The sequence below is a fragment of the Anaerohalosphaera lusitana genome (genome assembly GCF_002007645.1).
GTDB classification, from domain to species: domain Bacteria; phylum Planctomycetota; class Phycisphaerae; order Sedimentisphaerales; family Anaerohalosphaeraceae; genus Anaerohalosphaera; species Anaerohalosphaera lusitana.
This window is the reverse complement of record NZ_CP019791.1, coordinates 115,049-131,643: the sequence shown is the minus strand read 5'-3', so window position 1 is coordinate 131,643 and position 16,595 is coordinate 115,049. Positions and strand designations below refer to the sequence as shown.

Annotated in this window: 13 protein-coding genes; 7 read left to right on the top strand and 6 right to left on the bottom strand. The window is 51.6% G+C overall.

Annotated features, from left to right (window positions below):
* Positions 1-22: 22 nt before the first annotated feature.
* A complete protein-coding gene (locus tag STSP2_RS00630) occupies positions 23-697 on the bottom strand; it encodes a hypothetical protein (RefSeq protein ID WP_146658875.1) in 675 nt (224 codons plus the stop codon).
* Positions 698-981: 284 nt separating this feature from the next.
* Here STSP2_RS00630 and STSP2_RS00625 point away from each other — a divergent pair, with 284 nt between their 5' ends.
* The gene (locus STSP2_RS00625) at positions 982-2,310 is read left to right on the top strand and encodes a sulfatase family protein (RefSeq protein WP_169852876.1); all 1,329 of its coding nucleotides are present in this window, start codon (positions 982-984) and stop codon (positions 2,308-2,310) included.
* Between the two features lie 324 nt (positions 2,311-2,634).
* Positions 2,635-3,357 carry a hypothetical protein gene (locus tag STSP2_RS00620; RefSeq protein ID WP_146658871.1) on the top strand — a complete coding sequence of 241 codons (723 nt, stop codon included), beginning with the start codon at positions 2,635-2,637 and terminating at the stop codon, positions 3,355-3,357.
* 123 nt (positions 3,358-3,480) lie between these two features.
* Here STSP2_RS00620 and STSP2_RS00615 read toward each other — a convergent pair whose 3' ends face one another.
* The 4 genes from STSP2_RS00615 to STSP2_RS00600 all read right to left on the bottom strand — a co-directional run bounded on the left by STSP2_RS00615 (position 3,481) and on the right by STSP2_RS00600 (position 8,248).
* Entirely contained in the window at positions 3,481-4,776 is a 1,296-nt protein-coding gene (locus tag STSP2_RS00615) for an ATP-binding protein (RefSeq protein WP_146658869.1), read from the bottom strand.
* 203 nt (positions 4,777-4,979) lie between these two features.
* Positions 4,980-6,116 (bottom strand): CD0519/CD1768 family membrane protein, encoded by a 1,137-nt coding sequence (locus tag STSP2_RS00610; protein ID WP_146658867.1) that lies wholly within the window; start codon positions 6,114-6,116, stop codon positions 4,980-4,982.
* A 363-nt stretch (positions 6,117-6,479) separates the two neighbouring features.
* Entirely contained in the window at positions 6,480-7,268 is a 789-nt protein-coding gene (locus tag STSP2_RS00605; RefSeq protein ID WP_146658865.1) for a type II secretion system protein, read from the bottom strand.
* Positions 7,269-7,444: 176 nt separating this feature from the next.
* A complete protein-coding gene (locus tag STSP2_RS00600) occupies positions 7,445-8,248 on the bottom strand; it encodes a type II secretion system protein (RefSeq protein WP_146658863.1) in 804 nt (267 codons plus the stop codon).
* A 314-nt stretch (positions 8,249-8,562) separates the two neighbouring features.
* Here STSP2_RS00600 and STSP2_RS00595 point away from each other — a divergent pair, with 314 nt between their 5' ends.
* The 4 genes from STSP2_RS00595 to STSP2_RS00580 all read left to right on the top strand — a co-directional run bounded on the left by STSP2_RS00595 (position 8,563) and on the right by STSP2_RS00580 (position 14,209).
* Positions 8,563-10,416, top strand: coding sequence for a (R)-citramalate synthase (locus STSP2_RS00595; RefSeq protein WP_146658861.1), 1,854 nt, complete (start codon positions 8,563-8,565; stop codon positions 10,414-10,416).
* A gap of 82 nt (positions 10,417-10,498) precedes the next feature.
* Positions 10,499-11,998, top strand: a complete 1,500-nt coding sequence (locus STSP2_RS00590) for a sulfatase-like hydrolase/transferase (protein ID WP_146658860.1) — start codon at positions 10,499-10,501, stop codon at positions 11,996-11,998.
* Between the two features lie 321 nt (positions 11,999-12,319).
* Positions 12,320-13,579 carry a right-handed parallel beta-helix repeat-containing protein gene (locus tag STSP2_RS00585; RefSeq protein ID WP_146658858.1) on the top strand — a complete coding sequence of 420 codons (1,260 nt, stop codon included), beginning with the start codon at positions 12,320-12,322 and terminating at the stop codon, positions 13,577-13,579.
* Positions 13,580-13,588: 9 nt separating this feature from the next.
* Complete coding sequence (locus tag STSP2_RS00580) at positions 13,589-14,209, top strand: hypothetical protein (RefSeq protein ID WP_146658856.1); 621 nt, start codon at positions 13,589-13,591, stop codon at positions 14,207-14,209.
* A 54-nt stretch (positions 14,210-14,263) separates the two neighbouring features.
* Here STSP2_RS00580 and STSP2_RS00575 read toward each other — a convergent pair whose 3' ends face one another.
* Positions 14,264-15,361, bottom strand: coding sequence for an AI-2E family transporter (locus STSP2_RS00575; RefSeq protein WP_146658854.1), 1,098 nt, complete (start codon positions 15,359-15,361; stop codon positions 14,264-14,266).
* A 207-nt stretch (positions 15,362-15,568) separates the two neighbouring features.
* On the opposite strand from STSP2_RS00575, the gene STSP2_RS00570 reads away from it, so the two are divergent.
* Positions 15,569-16,492, top strand: coding sequence for a hydroxypyruvate isomerase family protein (locus STSP2_RS00570; protein WP_146658852.1), 924 nt, complete (start codon positions 15,569-15,571; stop codon positions 16,490-16,492).
* Positions 16,493-16,595 lie beyond the last annotated feature (103 nt).

The following is a 16,595-nucleotide window of genomic DNA, read 5'->3' as shown; positions in this document are numbered from 1 at the left end:
TGATGGTTTGTTGTTTGAGAGCCTAGGCTGCGTGGTGGTTTTGGGTTTTTGTTTTGGCTGGGGGTCGGCTCGATATTAGTGATTTTATGAGGAACATCGAATTGGTGATTGCCCAGAGCCAGGTCAGGGCGGCGAAGCCGGCCATCTCGTCGGACCCGCGATCGCCCCACAGGGCCATTGCGACAAAGGCGACTACCACTGTGACGCAGTGGAGAAGGGCGGCGATCTTCAGGGCCGGTCTGCTTTTCTCGACTATCCATATGCCTGCTGCTGCGATGGCGGTGCCGAGGATGAGCGGGGCGAGGAGTTTATCTTGCAGATATGCCAGGGTGCCGAAAATGAGTATTGGGACGCTGATCGCTATGGTCGAACTGCCGATGGGAAGATAGCTTGCGGATTGGTTGACGGTGAATTCCAGGGGCTGGGCGAAGGCGATGAAAGGGCCCTGGTTGGTGTATCGTTCGTGCGATTCGTCTGCGGCGGCTATTTCCTGCTGGGCGGTGAGAGTGTAGGTGCAGGGCGGCTGGATCTCCTTGCGGTCGGTGAAGAGGGGCTTGATGATGTTGTGAGCTTCGCGTTCTGTTTTGGCGACTGCGCGGACGGTTCGCTCGAAGCCGAGGTCGGGCTGGTTGAAGTCGGGCAGGCCTTCGTCGGACCTTTTTTTGCCTCGTACGATAAATTCGTATTGCCAGAGCATTTTGTAAGACCTCCGTTAAAAGTAATCCGAAAACCCTCCTTTGGGGGCTATGTTAGCCGGTTGGCGAGGGGATTGCAATATATTTTGCTCTTGATAATAGGTTTAGGGGTTTGCAGAGAATGCGAAACTAAAAGACTTTATTGTGTTATTGCGCAATGGGCGTAGTGTTTTTCAAGGATAGATTTTGACAAAATTGGAATGCACTTTTATTGGGTGGTTTTATGGTTTATAATAGTATTTCAAGTGTTTAGTGTTTTTTTTGGTAGGGCTGGAAGATGAAAAATATGGCAGGTCTCAGTCGTCGAGAGTTTTTGAAGTCTGCATCTATTATTACGGCGTCAACATGTTTGCCGCGATTTGCTTCCGCAGCGGAGAGTAAGCGGAAAAATATTGTTCTGATCATGGCAGATGACATCGGTTTTGAGTGTTTTGGATGTTACGGCAGTGAGATGTACGATACGCCAAATATCGATCGGCTTGCAGCGAATGGGATACGTTTTACTCACTGCTATTCTCAGCCTCTGTGCACTCCCAGCCGCGTGAAACTGATGACTGGGAAGTCAAATATTCGCAATTATGTGGGTTTCAGTCTGCTTGACGGATCCCAGGAAACTTTTGCACACTTGTTGAAGTCCGCTGGCTACAAAACGTGTGTGGCGGGCAAATGGCAGCTCTATGGGGCCGAGCATTACTCTGAAGAGACAAGAGGAAAAGGTACGCTGCCAGAAGATGCCGGCTTTGATACGCACTGTCTGTGGCAGGTAGACAAGCTGGGCGGGAGGTACTGGGGGCCTCTGCTTCATATCGACGGGGCCAACAGACAGTTCCCTAAAGATGTTTATGGTCCTGACGTGTGCTGTGATCACATATGTGATTTCATAAAAAATGCTGGTGAGAAGCCGTTTTTTGCCTACTACCCAATGATACTTGTGCACAATCCATTCCCTGTGACACCCGACAGTGAGAACCCCGAAAGCAGTGATAAGCAGAAGAATTTTGCGGACATGGTCACCTATATGGACAAACTCGTCGGCAGAATTATCAATACGGTAAAGGATGAGGGGCTGGAGAAAGATACTGTGGTAATGTTCGTTGGAGACAACGGTACCAATAGGAGCATTGAGTCTAAGCTTGGTTCGCAAACGATCAGGGGCGGTAAGGGCAAGACGACAGATTACGGGACGCGGGTTCCGTTTATTTCCAGCACTCTTGGGGAAACCGGTTCGCAGGTCTGCGATGACCTTGTTGATTTCAGTGATTTCTTCCCAACGGTTGCTGGGCTTGCCGGTGCGTCAATGCCTTCAGATGTAAAAATCGATGGCTGCAGTTTTTTACCTCGATTGACGGGAGGGAAAGCCAATCCGCGTGAAGCTATTTTCATGTATTACTATCCATGGCCCATTAAAGGGTGGAAACCGGAGACCCGATTTGCTCGTGACAAACGCTTTAAGCTTTATGGCGACGGCAGACTTTACGATGTAGAGAAAGACGTGCTCGAGAAGCATCCTGTTCTTGAAAGTAGCGATACTGAAGAAACCAGGGCCGTTCGTCTGAAACTGCAAAAGGTTATGGACTCGATGCCTGATGAGCCTGAGATGATAAGGAAGAAGTAGATGGAAGCTGAAGTTGCAAAAGCTCAGCTTACGAGTACGAAGATGTAGTGGGCGGCTAAAACAGACGCACACAGTTTTTCTTTTGTTACAGTATTTTTCGGAAACTATTTCACTGCGGAGTAACTGGCAGGGTCTATTTGTGCCGCCGCCGAATTTAACAGCCGCGCCTCCGACGAACTTTCCGCTGAGTCCATTCTCGCGAACTTGTTTGGTGATATTATGCGGCTGGGTGGTGCGGTAAAAGGTTGGCGGTATATTTAAACATTGCTTTTGTTGACCGATTCAATGTGAGTAGTGTGATAAAGCTGGCTGATGGAGGTAATTGTGTCGAAGAAATGGCGAATAGATATAGCAGGTGTTTCGGTAATCGTGTGCTTTGTTCTCGTGCTTGTACTGCTGTTTAGTTATGCAAGATCGAGTCTTGATCAAGGTATATACAATCATGCGGTGGAACGGGCATTGTATTTTGCCAGAATCTTTATCGTGCTGGTTCCGGCAGGTATGCTCCTGCTGTTTTTATTTAGTGCCGTTCGAAAGCATTTTGGTATGGCAGTTGTATATTTCATTGTCACTGCCTTTATAGTGCTTCAAGTTCCTATTTTGGTTTCTCGATCCTTTAGGATGACCTATGACGTCACAAGTGGATATCTCATGACCGAAAAACTTGGGCGGGCAGTAGAGGTGTTCTGTGAAAGGCCTGAGCAGGCCGGGCTGCCTAATGAGCAATGGGTCGCAGCTTTTGTGAAATATGCCGAAGCAGAAGAAATATGGCCAAGCAATTTGGAGCGTTGCACGTTCAATGATGCAATAGAACTTACCAAGTTGAGTAGTCAGCCTGGGGATGTGTTCGTATTTGTTTTTAGCCCATACGATGAGGAAAACCCAAATGCTCAGAAGCCTCTTCTGGCAAACGTTAGCATGATCGAAGGGTGGAAGGATGATTACCTGCTGCTGTATCGCAATGACGGTGAAATCTTCAGATATCTTCCTGATGAGGATTGTTACTATGAAATAGACCGTTCGGCCTGGCCGTTAGGTGGTCAATGAACAGTTTAATATGAAAGACTGTTTTGGGCCATTCGTACATCAAGCAGGACGGGCCACCGTTTATCCGACCAGTCAAGTCTTTCAATTTCTTGGACTACTTCAATCGGTACCGTTGTGCTTTTGTCAATCACTAATCGTGGTCGCACTGTATAGCGGCATGAAGACGATTTTTTGTTCCGGCAGTTCATTGAAAGTTCCGCTGTAAAGCACAATGCCCTCGGGGCAGTTTGAATATTTGGCAAGCATAAGGTGAAGGCTTTTCAGACTTCCGCCTGCGCCGGATTTGACCTCGACGGGATATATCTGACCGTTACGAACTGCGAGGTAATCCACTTCAGCGCTGCTTCCGCGTGCTTGTCTTGCCCAATAGTAAAGTTCGGAGCCATCTTTTGCCAGCAGTTCCTGTGCGACAAACTGTTCGGCTAAAATGCCTCGATACATAGCCAGAAGGTTTTTCTGTTTCAGTTCCAGTTCAACGGGAACCTGGCACAATCGCTGCAAAAGACCGATGTCCAGTATTGCGGCTTTAAATTTCTTTTGGTTGGCACTAGCCCCCAGTGGCAGGCCTGATGGGTCACAGGAGGGGATTTTATGAATGATTTTGGCCTTTACCAGCAGGTCAAACGCTTTATGGTTCATCTGCCCCGAGTGAGCGGCATTTAGCCGGGTATATTTCAACTGCTCGCCGATGCTTTTAGCTACATTGAGAAAAACGGAGTCCAGGCAGGTAATGTCGATGCTGGGGGTGTATTTCGAAAAATCATCGCGATATGAATCGAGTATTTCCGATTGCACATTGAACGCCTCGATCATCGAATTGGAATCTCGATAGGTCTTTACACATTCAGGCATGCCGCCGACAAAAAAATAGCTTTTCAGTTCACTGAGTATCTTTCTCTGAATTTCCGGAGCGACTTCAGATGGGGGTTTCAGCATAAACTCCGCCATGGTTTCTTTGCCCATTGCGAGCAGATATTCATAGAATGTCATCGGATGCATGTACAGATACTGCACACGTCCGACCGGAATAGATATTTCGCCAAAAGCAAACTCCAGAAGCGAACCTGCTGCAACTACATGCAACTCGGGCATCTGCTCATAGAAATACCGCAGGGCCATGATAGCTCGGGGGCAGGCCTGGATCTCATCGAAGAAAAGCAGCGTTTTGCCGGGAATGATCCTGCCTGACTCCAGTTCCAAATAGGGCAGTATGGTCTCAGGGTCAAGATCGCCTTCAAAATAGTTATGAATATCGCGTCGTTTTTCCAGGTCAATTTTGACGAAACTGTCAAACTGCCTGGCCAGAAAGTTCTCAACCAGCCATGTTTTGCCCACCTGACGTGCACCTCGGATAATCAAAGGCTTACGCCGTGATGAATCTTTCCACATTAAGACCTGTTTTTCAACTGCTCGTTTCAAAAGCAAACCCCTATAAAAGCTAATATCTAACTTCAATATAACAACTAATCGTAGAAAGTCAAGGTTGTTTCGTGTTTGGAGAAGTATAAATGCAAGGTTGTTTTGTTTCTTGGGGGGGGGTGGGGCGGTGATTGTTTGGGCTAGAAGGTCGGTTGGCATCGGTGATTTGCTCTTGATGCTGCTCTTGTTGATGGGGGGGGAACTTATCCGAGGAGTACGAAGATGTAGTGGGCGGCGACGCCGGCGGTTATTCCTCCTATTGTGTGTGAGAGGATGGCTTTTAGTGTTAGTTTTCGGTAGCCGAGTGCGTCCATCATGGCGACGTGTGTGGAGAGGTAGCCGGACCAGCACATTCCCATGGCGGTGAAGACGGCGATTTCGTTTGGGCCGATGAGGTTTTCGGCGAGCATTCGGGGGATGAGGCTGAGGGCGGCGCCTGCTGCTCCGAGGCTGGTGAGGGGGAAGGCGATCGCGTCGGGGGATTCGAAGCCGAAGAGGAGCTGCATGGGTTTGGCGAACAGGGCGCCGATCTTCGAGAGGACGGGGATGCCCTGGTAGGCTGAGCCGTCGTAGCCGTTGTGGCCCGCGTCGAATGTGAGCATGAGTACGAGTGTGCAGACGACGAGTACGCCGGGGACGATCTGGGCGCCCATTTTGAGTCCTTCTTTGCCGCCCTCGAGGACGGCTTCCATTGCGCGCTGGAGTACGCCGCCTTCGCGGATCTGGCGGTATCGGAGGATGGCAGGGTCGCCGTCGGATTCTATGTGGTAGCCGTTGCCGTTGAATTCGTGTTTGCAGAAGGCGAGCATGATGCGTGTGGAGACGATAGAGCCGACGACCGCGCCGACGTTGCCGATGATGGCTTCGCGGAAGAATCCCTTGCTCATCATGAATGCGGTGAGGACGAGGCCCATGCCGAAGCTGGTGCCGAAGTTGGTGAGGGCGGGTTTCTGGTATTTTTTGAAATAGCGGATGAATTCCTTGTCGTTTGCGAGGGCGATGACGGCGGGGTTGTCGGACATGTATGTGCTGACGGCGCCCATGACGGCGGCGCCGGGCAGGCCCCAGAGGAGGCGGATGAAGGGGGCGAGTATCCAGTTGAGCATTGCGAGGATGCCGAACTCGCTGAGGAATGCTCCGAATCCGCCGGCGAGGACGGAAATGGATACGATCAGGAGTACGGTGTTTATGAGCAGGTCGTGTGCGGTTTCCATGACCGTCGAGCAGAAATTGGAGACGCCCATTACGGTGCCGAAAAAGCAGAATACGGCAACGCAGCCGAAGGTGAGCAGGACGGTTTTGTAATCGAATGCCCGGACCGTTCGTGTGTTCTCAGCCATTTTGAGCCAACCCTTTTACAGGTTCGCGCGGGTTGCTGCGAGACGTCTCGGAACAGATCCGCGCGAGAATTTGTCGCGGCCTTGTAACATGCGGAAATAGCCTGTGCAACTGCAAAAAAGGGGATTTTGCAATAATATTACCCGCCTTAAAACCACCATAAATGATTGGCTCTGCTGATAAAAATGACTGTTGCGGAGGTATGGTTTTGTATGGTTTTTCAGGGGCTTAAACGGCTGGGCATGGATTGGGGGATCGGACCGGTTGATGGGTCCAAAAAAAGAACCGGCCCAGTTGGAAAGACCAGGCCGGACGGTATATTTTAGTGCATTTATCTGGTCAGAGCAGAAATGTGCCTGGGCGTTTTATTTTTCGCCCTTTGCGTTTTTCATCCATTCGGGCCAGTCAGGGTAGTCGCCATTAGTGTCATAGGTCTTGTGCCACTTGAGGTCCCAGAGGGCCTTGAAGCCGACTTCTTCGACGTGGCTGTCCATGAAAAGCACGTTGATAGCCAGGTCATGTCTGTCAACAAGATAGCGGCCAGTCGGATAGTTAACAGACTTTGTTATTTCGTCCCTGGTTGGGGGAACATCGTCGCTCATGTGACGTTCACTAAATCCTCCACCCCACCGCCAGCCTTCCATGAACAGCGGTATATTGTTACTTTGTTTCTGGCCTGTTCTCTCCCAGAGACCTTGTATCCCACTTGTGGTACTAGAGGCATAGTTGTTAATTGCATAGCTGTTTCTGTAAATTCTACCGTCGGATGCAGTTTCCTCCCAAATCCATGTGTGCGGGTCAGTCGCGCCTTCTGTCTCTTTGCCTTTTTTGGTCGAAGGACATACGGAGATCTGTTCATCATCTACGTTTGCGCCTCCGTAGTATGATTCCATCGAGATAATCCATGTGCCGCTGGGATTGCCGGGTGTTCTATTGTCACTCCAATGGGGCGGCAAGGTTCCGTTGTAATCGTTTGTGTAGAGCGCGAAGAGAGTGCCCCACTGCCGGATGTTAGATCGGCAGATGACGGCTCGGGCCTTTTCTTTTACCATGCCCAGTGCGGGCATCATGATCGACAGCAGGAGTGCGATGATGGCTATTACGACCAGCAGTTCGATGAGAGTAAAAGCTTTTTGCTTTCTTTTGGACTTCATAATTATTGCTCCGCAAAAAATTCTATTAATTTGCCCGCATCTTAACCTAACCAATATGATAGGAATTTAGTTGCCAGCATTGGTGCTATAAATATTGAAAACCAGAGAAAAAGCGGCATTGATGAAAAAATTCTACCCGATTCTTCGAAAAATGTCAAAATTACGATCATCATCCTTTACCGTGAGGGCAGCTCCAGTTTATCCACTCGCTCAAAGCTTTTGTGCCATTTTAGCGACCACATATCCTCGAGATCAACGCGTTCTGCGTGTGCGTCGGCGAAAACGACGTTGGTGGCCATGCCGTGGCGGTCCAGCAGAAGTCTTTCTATCGAGTCGCTCATGGGCAGGTTATCACCCTTGCCGTCTCCCTGTAAATTGACGAGTTCTGTGGAAGTTTCTGCTTCTTCTGATGTTGGTGATACACGAAGAAAGCCTCCGTCTGCGAGAATGGGTGCATCACTTTTGGCCTCGCTGATATTTTCGTAAGCGTTCGCATTGCCGGTATTACTCATCATCCAGTTGCTTGCGATGTAAGAGCCTTGTGTGTAACTGCCGTCATCGCCCTGATCCGCAGATCTTCGCCATTCCCAGCACATATCAGCTCTGCCGTATCCGCCCCAACCGAAACTGTTGTTACCTGCATCGCTCCACGGTTTTGTTGAAGGGCACACCAGTACTTCCATTGCACCTTCGGCGGAACCTCTGTTATCGGCAAAGTTACTGCTCGAAAAATATGGGGCGATCTTGTAGAACCAGAAATAGGCGGATTCGTGGTTCAGGTTTGTGCCGTCATGGTCGTTTGCATAGAGGGTCCATGCCAGACCCCAGTCGCGTACCTGGCTTTGGCAGACGACTGCCTTTGCTTTTTCCTTAACTATCCCCAGTGCCGGCATCATTATAGATAGAAGGAGTGCAATAATGGCGATTACTACAAGTAGTTCTATCAAAGTAAACGCTTTTGGTCTATCTTGTCTTCGCATGGTTCTCTCTCCCGAAATAACCTCTCTCTTTCCGCAAAAAGCGGGATATTAACGCTCTTCACATATAAACAGGCGGCAGATGCGGCAGATTAGTGCTGAAAATGCAGTTTTTTTGAAAAAGTCCATCAGTTACCCTTTAGGAGTAGTGCAAAAAGGATATCGATAGGTCTTTACTTTATGGGCGTTATTCGATAAAATCGCCTTCGATTGCAGCTATATAGGGAGTTGTGAGGTCGGAAATGATTTTCTGCCGCTTCGTATTAGCGGAATAATCGGCTGCGCAAAGATAATTTTACAAACGCTGAAAGAATACCATGGAAACACTGAAGATCTACGATACGACGTTACGAGATGGAATGCAGGCCGAGGGCGTGAGTTTTTCGCTCGAGGATAAATTGCTGATCGCCCGCCGGCTGGACGAGTTCGGGCTGGATTATATCGAGGGCGGGTATCCGCTGAGCAATCCGAAGGAAGAGGCGTTTTTCAAGCAGGTCATGGAGATGGATCTGGCGAACGCGAGGATATGTGCTTTCGGCAATACTAAACGCAAGGGCGTGAAGGTCGAAGAGGATACTTGCATGCGGGCACTGCTGGACTGCGGCGCGCCGGTGACGACGATCGTGGGCAAGAGCTGGGATATGCATGTGACGGATGTGCTGCGGTGTTCGCTGGAGGACAACCTGAAGATCGTGGACGAATCGGTGCGTTATCTGAAGTCGCAGGGGCGCGAGGTTGTTTTTGACGCTGAGCATTTCTTTGACGGCTATAAGGCGAATCCTGAGTACGCGATGAAGGTTGCGGCTGCGGCTGCTGAGGCGGGTGCGGATGCGCTTGTTCTTTGCGAGACCAACGGCGGATGTCTGCCGCAGGAAGTTTTCGATATCACCGAGGCTGTTTGCAAATCGTTCCCGGGCGTTACGGTGGGAATGCATGCTCACAATGACAGTGATTGTGCGGTGGCGAATTCCGTTACGGCTGTCGCTGCCGGGGCACGTCACATACAGGGTACGATCAACGGGCTGGGCGAGCGGACGGGCAATGCGAATCTGTGCACGATCATTCCGAACCTGGCGTTCAAGATGAGTTTCCCGGCGCTGAAGAAGGATAAGAGAAAAGCGATGACGGCGCTGAGGCGGCTGTATAATCTGCCAGCGACGGATAAGAAGGCCATGTCGGAAAATCTTCGCTTTACGAGTGAGGTGGTTTACGGTCCTGAAAAGCGGAGCATCGGTTCAACGATAAAGAATATCGGTCAGGGCGGTCAGGATGTCGAGAAGGTGCGGGCCGCGATCGATAACAATCTGGAGATAATCGCAAGTGACGAGGGCAAGCTTGCTGCGGCGCTGAAGAACTGCTTCGATGTGCTGCCGGGCAAGGATCTGACCAAGCTGACGGAGCTGAGTCACTTCGTGTTCGAGATCGCGAATCTGTCGCCGATCACGTCGATGCCTTATGTTGGTGAGAGCGCGTTCGCTCACAAGGGCGGGCTGCATATCGATGCACTTCGCAAGAACGAAACGACTTATGAACACATCAGCCCGGGGCTGGTCGGTAATGAAAGGCGTTTCCTCATCTCGGAGCTTTCGGGTTCGGCGAATGTGCTGGCGAAGCTCGAACGGCGCGGCCTGGCTCAGGACAAGGAGCTTGCACGCGGGCTGCTCAAGCAGGTGCAGGACATGGAGAACGAGGGGTATCAGTTCGAGGCTGCGGAAGCGAGTTTCGACATACTGATCAAGAAGGCGCTGGGGCAGTATCGGCCCGCGTTCGATCTGGAACGGTATCACGTTACGATGGAGCAGCGGCCGAGCGGTGAACGGATCACCGAGGCGACCGTCAAGCTGCAGGTGGATGGAGTGACCGAGCATACGGTGAGTGAGGGTGACGGGCCGGTTAATGCGCTGGACCTTGCGTTGCGTAAGTCGCTTGAGAATTTTTATCCGCAGCTCAAGGATGTTCGGCTGATCGATTATAAGGTGCGGGTGGTCAATCCACGTGCCGCGACCGCTGCCCGTGTGCGGGTTGTTATCGAATCGCGCGACAGCGAGAGCATCTGGGGGACGGTCGGTGTTAGTGAGAACCTGGTCGACGCTTCTTGGAAGGCGCTGGTGGACAGTATCGAGTATAAACTGCTCAAGGACGCGAATGCACTGGATACGAAAGAAAGCTGATTAGAAGCAGTTTTGAAACAGCTTGTAGTATAGTCCGGGCTTAACAGAAATATTGAATTGCGAACAGGCAGGGAGTGTAGACATGAATGCAGGCAGGTATAACCGTCGTGATTTTTTGAAGCTGGCGGGTTTTGCTGCGGGTGCGGCGGTGACCGGGTGTACGGGAGCTGCGCAGAATGCTGGGAGCAATGGCGGCAAGTCCGGCAAGCCGTTGAATTTTGTATTTATTCTGGCTGACGATCTGGGGTGGAAGGATCTGGGCGTTTACGGCAGTGAGTTTTATGAGACGCCGAATATTGACCGGCTTGCAAGCGAGGGGATGCTGTTTACGGACGGCTATGCAGCGTGTCCGGTATGCTCGCCGACGCGAGCGAGCATCATGGCGGGCAAGTATCCGGCGCGTATGGATACGACCGACTGGTTCGGTGCGCCTCAGCCGCATAATGTGCGCGGGCACTGGCTGAAGAAACCTTTGCTGCCTGCTCCTTACGTGCCGCAACTGCCTCTTGAAGAGGTTACGATCCCGGAAGCGTTGAAGCAGCACGGTTACAAAACATTCTTTGCGGGTAAGTGGCATCTTGGCCATGAGGGTTTTTATCCTGAGGATCAGGGGTTTGATGTTAACATCGGCGGTTATTTCCGCGGAGGGCCTTACACCGGTAAGCGCTACTTTTCGCCTTATGATAATCCCAAGATGGAGAACGGGCCCGAGGGCGAGCATCTGCCGATCCGCCTGGGTAAGGAGACCGCCAAGTTCGTAACTGAAAACAAAGAGAGGCCTTTCCTGGCGTACCTGTCTTTCTATTCGGTGCATACGCCTTTGATGACGACGGAGGAGCTGAAGAAGAAGTATCAGCAGAAGAAAAAGGAAATGGGGCTGGAGGCTGAGTGGGGCAAGCAGGGCGAACGGCGAGAAAGACTCGTACAGGAGCATGCTGTGTATGCCGGGATGGTCGAGGCGATGGATACGGCGGTTGGTATCGTGCTGGATGAGCTCGAAGAGCAGGGTCTGGCTGAGAATACGGCAGTGATGTTCATGTCGGACAACGGCGGGCTGAGTACGTCGGAAGGGCATCCGACGAGCAATGTGCCGCTGCGTGCGGGCAAGGGATGGATCTACGAAGGCGGGATACGTGAGCCGTGGATCGTGAAGTGGCCGGGCGTTACGAAGCCGGGAAGCACGTGTGATGAGCCGGTTATCAGTACGGACTTTTATCCGACGATGCTGGATATGGCGGGACTGCCTTTGATGCCGGAACAGCATAAGGACGGGGTTAGTATTGTGCCTTTGCTCGAGGGCGGTGATTCGCTGGATCGGGAGGCGATCTTCTGGCACTATCCGCATTACGGGAACCAGGGCGGTAGTCCGTCAGCAGCGGTTCGGGCGGGTGAGTACAAGCTGATCGAGTGGTATGAGGATGACAGTGTTGAGCTGTATAATCTGGAGAAGGACATCAGTGAGGAGCATGACCTGTCGGAGAAGATGCCAGAGAAGACGGCAGAGCTTCGCATGATGCTGCACGAATGGCAGGAAGAGGTGGACGCGAAGATGCCGAAACGGAATCCGAATGCCGCGGAGTGAATAAGGTTCGTCATAGGATTCTGGGAACACCAGTTGGGCCGGGGCACGCAAAGGGTGACTGTCCCTAGTTTGTTAGGGTGACTGTCCCTACTTTGTTTTTAGTTTATGGGCAACAAAAAAAGAGCAGCAGATCATCCAGGATGATTATAGTGGAGGCCTTTGCGGCCTCCTTTTTTGCGCGCAGCATGTTATTTTTACAGCAGTTGTGTCTCAACAAGTCCCATCGTACATACAAATTCTTGTATTGGGAGGCGACTTTAGGTATAATGCTGTACTGGTGTCAGTATTTGTTCTTGGGTCAATCGTTTTTGGAGTAGCGTGATGAAAGTTACACTTACCCGGTCCTCGCCGTTTGCGGTTGTCGTGTTGTCGGCTTTTCTGTTTTTTAACGGTCCTGTGTTCGCGGGCAGTCTTGAGCCAACCAGTCCGCCTGGGCCCACCATGAAGACGCTTGACGAGATAGAGCCGGGTATTCCGATCTCGCAGGAAGACCTGCCGCTGGTGATCGATCAGCCGGGGACCTACTATCTGACTGAGAATCTGCAATATAATCAGACTCTCGGCACAGCAATCTCGATCAATTATACTAGTGCCGTGTTGGACATGAACGGCTATACGCTTAGAGGGATGAACACGGGCACTGCACACGGAGTAGCTACATATCGCGCAGATGCGGTTGAAATTCGCAACGGCAGCGTCTCTAATTTTTCCATTGGGGTGTTTGGTGATTTCTTTACGGATAACTGCCGTTTGACAGATCTCAATGTCTCCGGAAATATCAACCGGGGGATCAGCTTGGGCGGGGGACATGGGAATCTGGTCAGAAGGTGCACGGCTTCATTCAACGGTCAAGCCGGTATTTACGCTTACAGCAGCACCACCATAACCGAATGTATGGCGTCGAACAACGCGGGCCAGGGTATAACGGGAGGTATATCCAACACGGTCCGCAACTGCATAGTCAAAGATAACAAGTGGCGTGGAATAGCTGTCGGCGATCACTCGATTATCGAGGGTAACACCTGCATGAACAATATCGATGTTGGTATTTATGTCGGGAAGGGAAGCGTGGTCAGGGGCAATTGCGTAAAAGGCAGCAGCGTTCATGGAATAGCAGTTACCTACGGATGTACCGTAACCAACAACACGGCGTATGAAAACGGCAACATCGGTATCCACGGGGGCAACGGCGGGACCATTATCGGCAACACAGCATATGGCAATCAGAATTTCGGCATAGCCGGCGCGGCCGGATGCCTGATCAGCGACAACACTTCCCGCAACAATGTCAAGGACGGTATATACGCGGGCAATGACTGTACCGTGAAAGACAACAACTGCTTCAACAACGGCCTTGAAGGGGACGGGGCGGGTATTCGAGCACTTTCGAACAATCGCATCCAGGGCAATCACGTGACAGGAAACGATCGCGGGATCGATATTGATTCGACGGGTAATCTGATCGTGCAGAACAGTGCCCGTTCGAATACGACTGCGTACACCATTGTCGGGGGCAATACCGTTGGGAGTATAACTTCCGATCCGACGACCGCGGGTCCGTGGGCAAACTTCAGCTATTGAGGGTGAGCGATGCGTACCGGACTAATTATCTTAATGCTTGTCATGTTGGCTGGTGCTTCTGCGTGGGCAACGAATATAGATCCATATGATGAAGAAGAGCAGTACGTATGGTCGGAAAACGTCGGCTGGATCGACGCTAAGGCGAACGGTGACGGTATGGAAGTTACCAGCGGCAAAGTCATGGGCTACTTGTGGAGTTCGTCTGTGGGGTGGATAAATCTATATCCGCGTTCGTCGGATCCGGCAGTCGGGGTGAAAAATGACGGGCAGGGGAATCTGTCCGGTCTGGCGTGGGGCGAGAACGTCGGCTGGATCAATTTTGATCCCAAGGTCCCGAATTCAAAAGTTGATTACGGGGTGAAGATCGATGCCGATGGTTATTTCTCCGGCTGGGCGTGGGGGGAGAACATCGGCTGGATCAATTTCAACAGCGCCTCGCTGGCTCCATATGGAGCAAGGGTGTGCATTGTGAAGCTGGAGGATCTCGAGCGGTTTGCAAGTCAATGGCTGCGATCGGGCTACATCTATGCGGCTGATCTCAATCGTGACTACCAGGTGGACTTTGCGGATTTTGCATTGTTTGCGAAACTGTGGCTCGATTACTGTCCGTGCGACTGGGGACTGAAATAGCGGTATAAGCAATGAAGTTGTCGGTGCTTATCGGTGCAAAACATGCCGTCAGTCTTAGTTTGCTTTTGCCCATTCTAGCATTCTTGGTTTGATGTGGTCGGTGAAGATTATTTGTGCTGCGGCGACTATTGGTATTGCCAGGAGCATTCCGAGCAGGCCCGCGAGTGTGCCGCCGGCGAGGACCGCGAAGAGTACCACGCCTGGGTGGATGTTGAGTTTTTCGCCCTGCAGGTATGGTGTGAGCAGCCAGCCTTCGAGCATCTGTGCGACGCCGTAGACGACGGTGGGCCAGACGATGGCTCCTGCGATGCCGTTCTGAGCTTCGAGCACGTTTAGCAGCACGGCAGCGATCCAGCCGATGCCTGCTGCGTAGGGTATGATGCTTAGCAGGCCGGAGATGACGCCGAGCAGGAACCAGTAGGGTACGCCTGCAATGGCCCAGCCGATAGAGAACATGGATCCGAGTATGAGAGCGACGAGCAGGCGTGTTCTCAGGAATGCGTAGGCTGCGTCGTTTATCTTGTTGAGTGCTGTCATTGCCTCATCCCTTTTCGAGGCCGGCAGGAATTGGGTGAACCACTGGGCAAACGGGCCGAGGTGCATGGAGAAGATCACGAAGAATACGAGCATCAGCGTGATATACATGAGCACGTAGGTGGACGAAGCGAAGAAATTGCCCAGAACGTCGAGGGATCTCATTGTGCCTTTGACGATGAAGGGCAAAAGCTTTTTCGGGTCCTGGGAATACTTTTCGATCTGATTTCGAACCTCGTCGCCCAGTTGGAACTCTTCGGTTATGGGGCTTATTACCCGTTCGGTGTAATCGGGCAGATTCTGCAGGAAGTTGGATGTCTGGTTTATCGCTACGGGCAGGAGCCAGACGGTGAAGCCGGCGAAGATGGCTGCGGTCAGCAGGATCAAGGCGACGACGGAGAGCCAGGCAGGCCAGGACCAATGTTTATCGAGCCATGAGATAAGCGGGTGAAAGACGTAGGCAAGCAGCAGGGCTATGAAGACGGGCATGAGTAGTCCGCGAAGCAGCCACATGAAAAAGACCGCGAGGACGAGCAGGGCAAAAAGTGCGATCGCAGTGAAAGTGGAGTTGGGGCCGCTGAAGCGACATGCATCAGATCTATTTCTTTGGTCAGCCATGGTCAATCTCTCTGATACTTTCTGTGTCTGTTTTTGCTGTCATACACTGCTAAGAATACACTAAACCACTCGGATGTAAACAAAGAGTTTTGTGGTTTGCCGGCCTTCGAAAATCTACCAGTGGCATATTTTGAACGCGGCCTTTGCGTTTTGGCTGTATATTTCATACAATCGGCGTAATCTAAGGTCGATATTTGGAGATTAATTATGGATAGACGAACGTTCATTTCAACCGGCGTTGCTGCAGGTGCAGCAGCGGTAACCGCAACTTCTTCATCCGTGCTGGGGGCCGAGGAAAAGCAGCCTGCTCCGGGCAAATTCAAGCTTGGCTATGCGCCTTCGCTTGGTGTTTTCAAGGAGCATGCGGGTACGGATCCGATCGAGCAGATCAAATTCATGGCGGATCAGGGGTTTACGGCGATTTTTGACAATGGGCTTATGCGGAAGCCGCCCGAGCTGCAGAAGAAGATCGCCGCGGAACTTGCCAAACATGAGATGCAGATGGGGCCTTTCGTTCTGTATGCCGATTTCGGGACCGAATCGATGGTTACCGGCAAGAAGGAAGACCGCGATATGCTGGTAAATCGCGTGAAAGAGGGCGTAGAGGTTGCGAAACGAACCAACTGTAAGTGGGCGCTGATGGTGCCGGGGCGGTACAATCAGCGGACCGACTGGGGTTATCAGACCGCGAACGTGGTAGATACGATGAAGGCGTGCGCGGAAGCATGTGAAGGGTCGGAGATGGTCATAGTGCTCGAACCGCTGAACAAGCTGAACCATCCGGGGCTGTTCCTTACAAAGATGCCCCAGGCTTATCAGATATGTAACGCGGTTGATCATCCGGCGTGCAAGATCGTGGATGACGTCTATCATCAGCAGATCACAGAGGGCGATCTGATCCGCAATATTGACAAGGCGTATGATCAGATCGCGGCGTTCCACCTGGGCGACAATCCGGGCAGGCGGGAACCTGGTACGGGTGAGATCAACTTCAAGAATATTTTCAAGCATCTTTACAAGAAGGGCTATAAGGGTGTGCTGTGCATGGAGCACGGGCGAAGCAAGAAGGGAAAAGAAGGCGAAAAGGCACTGATCGAGGCCTATCGCGAGGCGGACAGCTTCGAAGTGTGAGTACGCATCCGCTGAAGGACCTGATCCCAGATTAAGGGCAAGGGCGTTAAAAGGATAGGCGCGGCAGATGTTGGCCTCGCGAATGTTTCATGATGTCAAAATG

Excerpts from the sequence above, each read along its gene's own strand:
- STSP2_RS00630 (WP_146658875.1), bottom strand. The coding sequence starts at position 697 with ATGCTCTGGCAATACGAATTTATCGTACGAGGCAAAAAAAGGTCCGAC.
- STSP2_RS00625 (WP_169852876.1), top strand. The coding sequence starts at position 982 with ATGGCAGGTCTCAGTCGTCGAGAGTTTTTGAAGTCTGCATCTATTATT.
- STSP2_RS00610 (WP_146658867.1), bottom strand. The coding sequence starts at position 6,116 with ATGGCTGAGAACACACGAACGGTCCGGGCATTCGATTACAAAACCGTC.
- STSP2_RS00605 (WP_146658865.1), bottom strand. The coding sequence starts at position 7,268 with ATGAAGTCCAAAAGAAAGCAAAAAGCTTTTACTCTCATCGAACTGCTG.
- STSP2_RS00600 (WP_146658863.1), bottom strand. The coding sequence starts at position 8,248 with ATGCGAAGACAAGATAGACCAAAAGCGTTTACTTTGATAGAACTACTT.
- STSP2_RS00595 (WP_146658861.1), top strand. The coding sequence starts at position 8,563 with ATGGAAACACTGAAGATCTACGATACGACGTTACGAGATGGAATGCAG.
- STSP2_RS00590 (WP_146658860.1), top strand. The coding sequence starts at position 10,499 with ATGAATGCAGGCAGGTATAACCGTCGTGATTTTTTGAAGCTGGCGGGT.
- STSP2_RS00585 (WP_146658858.1), top strand. The coding sequence starts at position 12,320 with ATGAAAGTTACACTTACCCGGTCCTCGCCGTTTGCGGTTGTCGTGTTG.
- STSP2_RS00580 (WP_146658856.1), top strand. The coding sequence starts at position 13,589 with ATGCGTACCGGACTAATTATCTTAATGCTTGTCATGTTGGCTGGTGCT.
- STSP2_RS00575 (WP_146658854.1), bottom strand. The coding sequence starts at position 15,361 with ATGGCTGACCAAAGAAATAGATCTGATGCATGTCGCTTCAGCGGCCCC.
- STSP2_RS00570 (WP_146658852.1), top strand. The coding sequence starts at position 15,569 with ATGGATAGACGAACGTTCATTTCAACCGGCGTTGCTGCAGGTGCAGCA.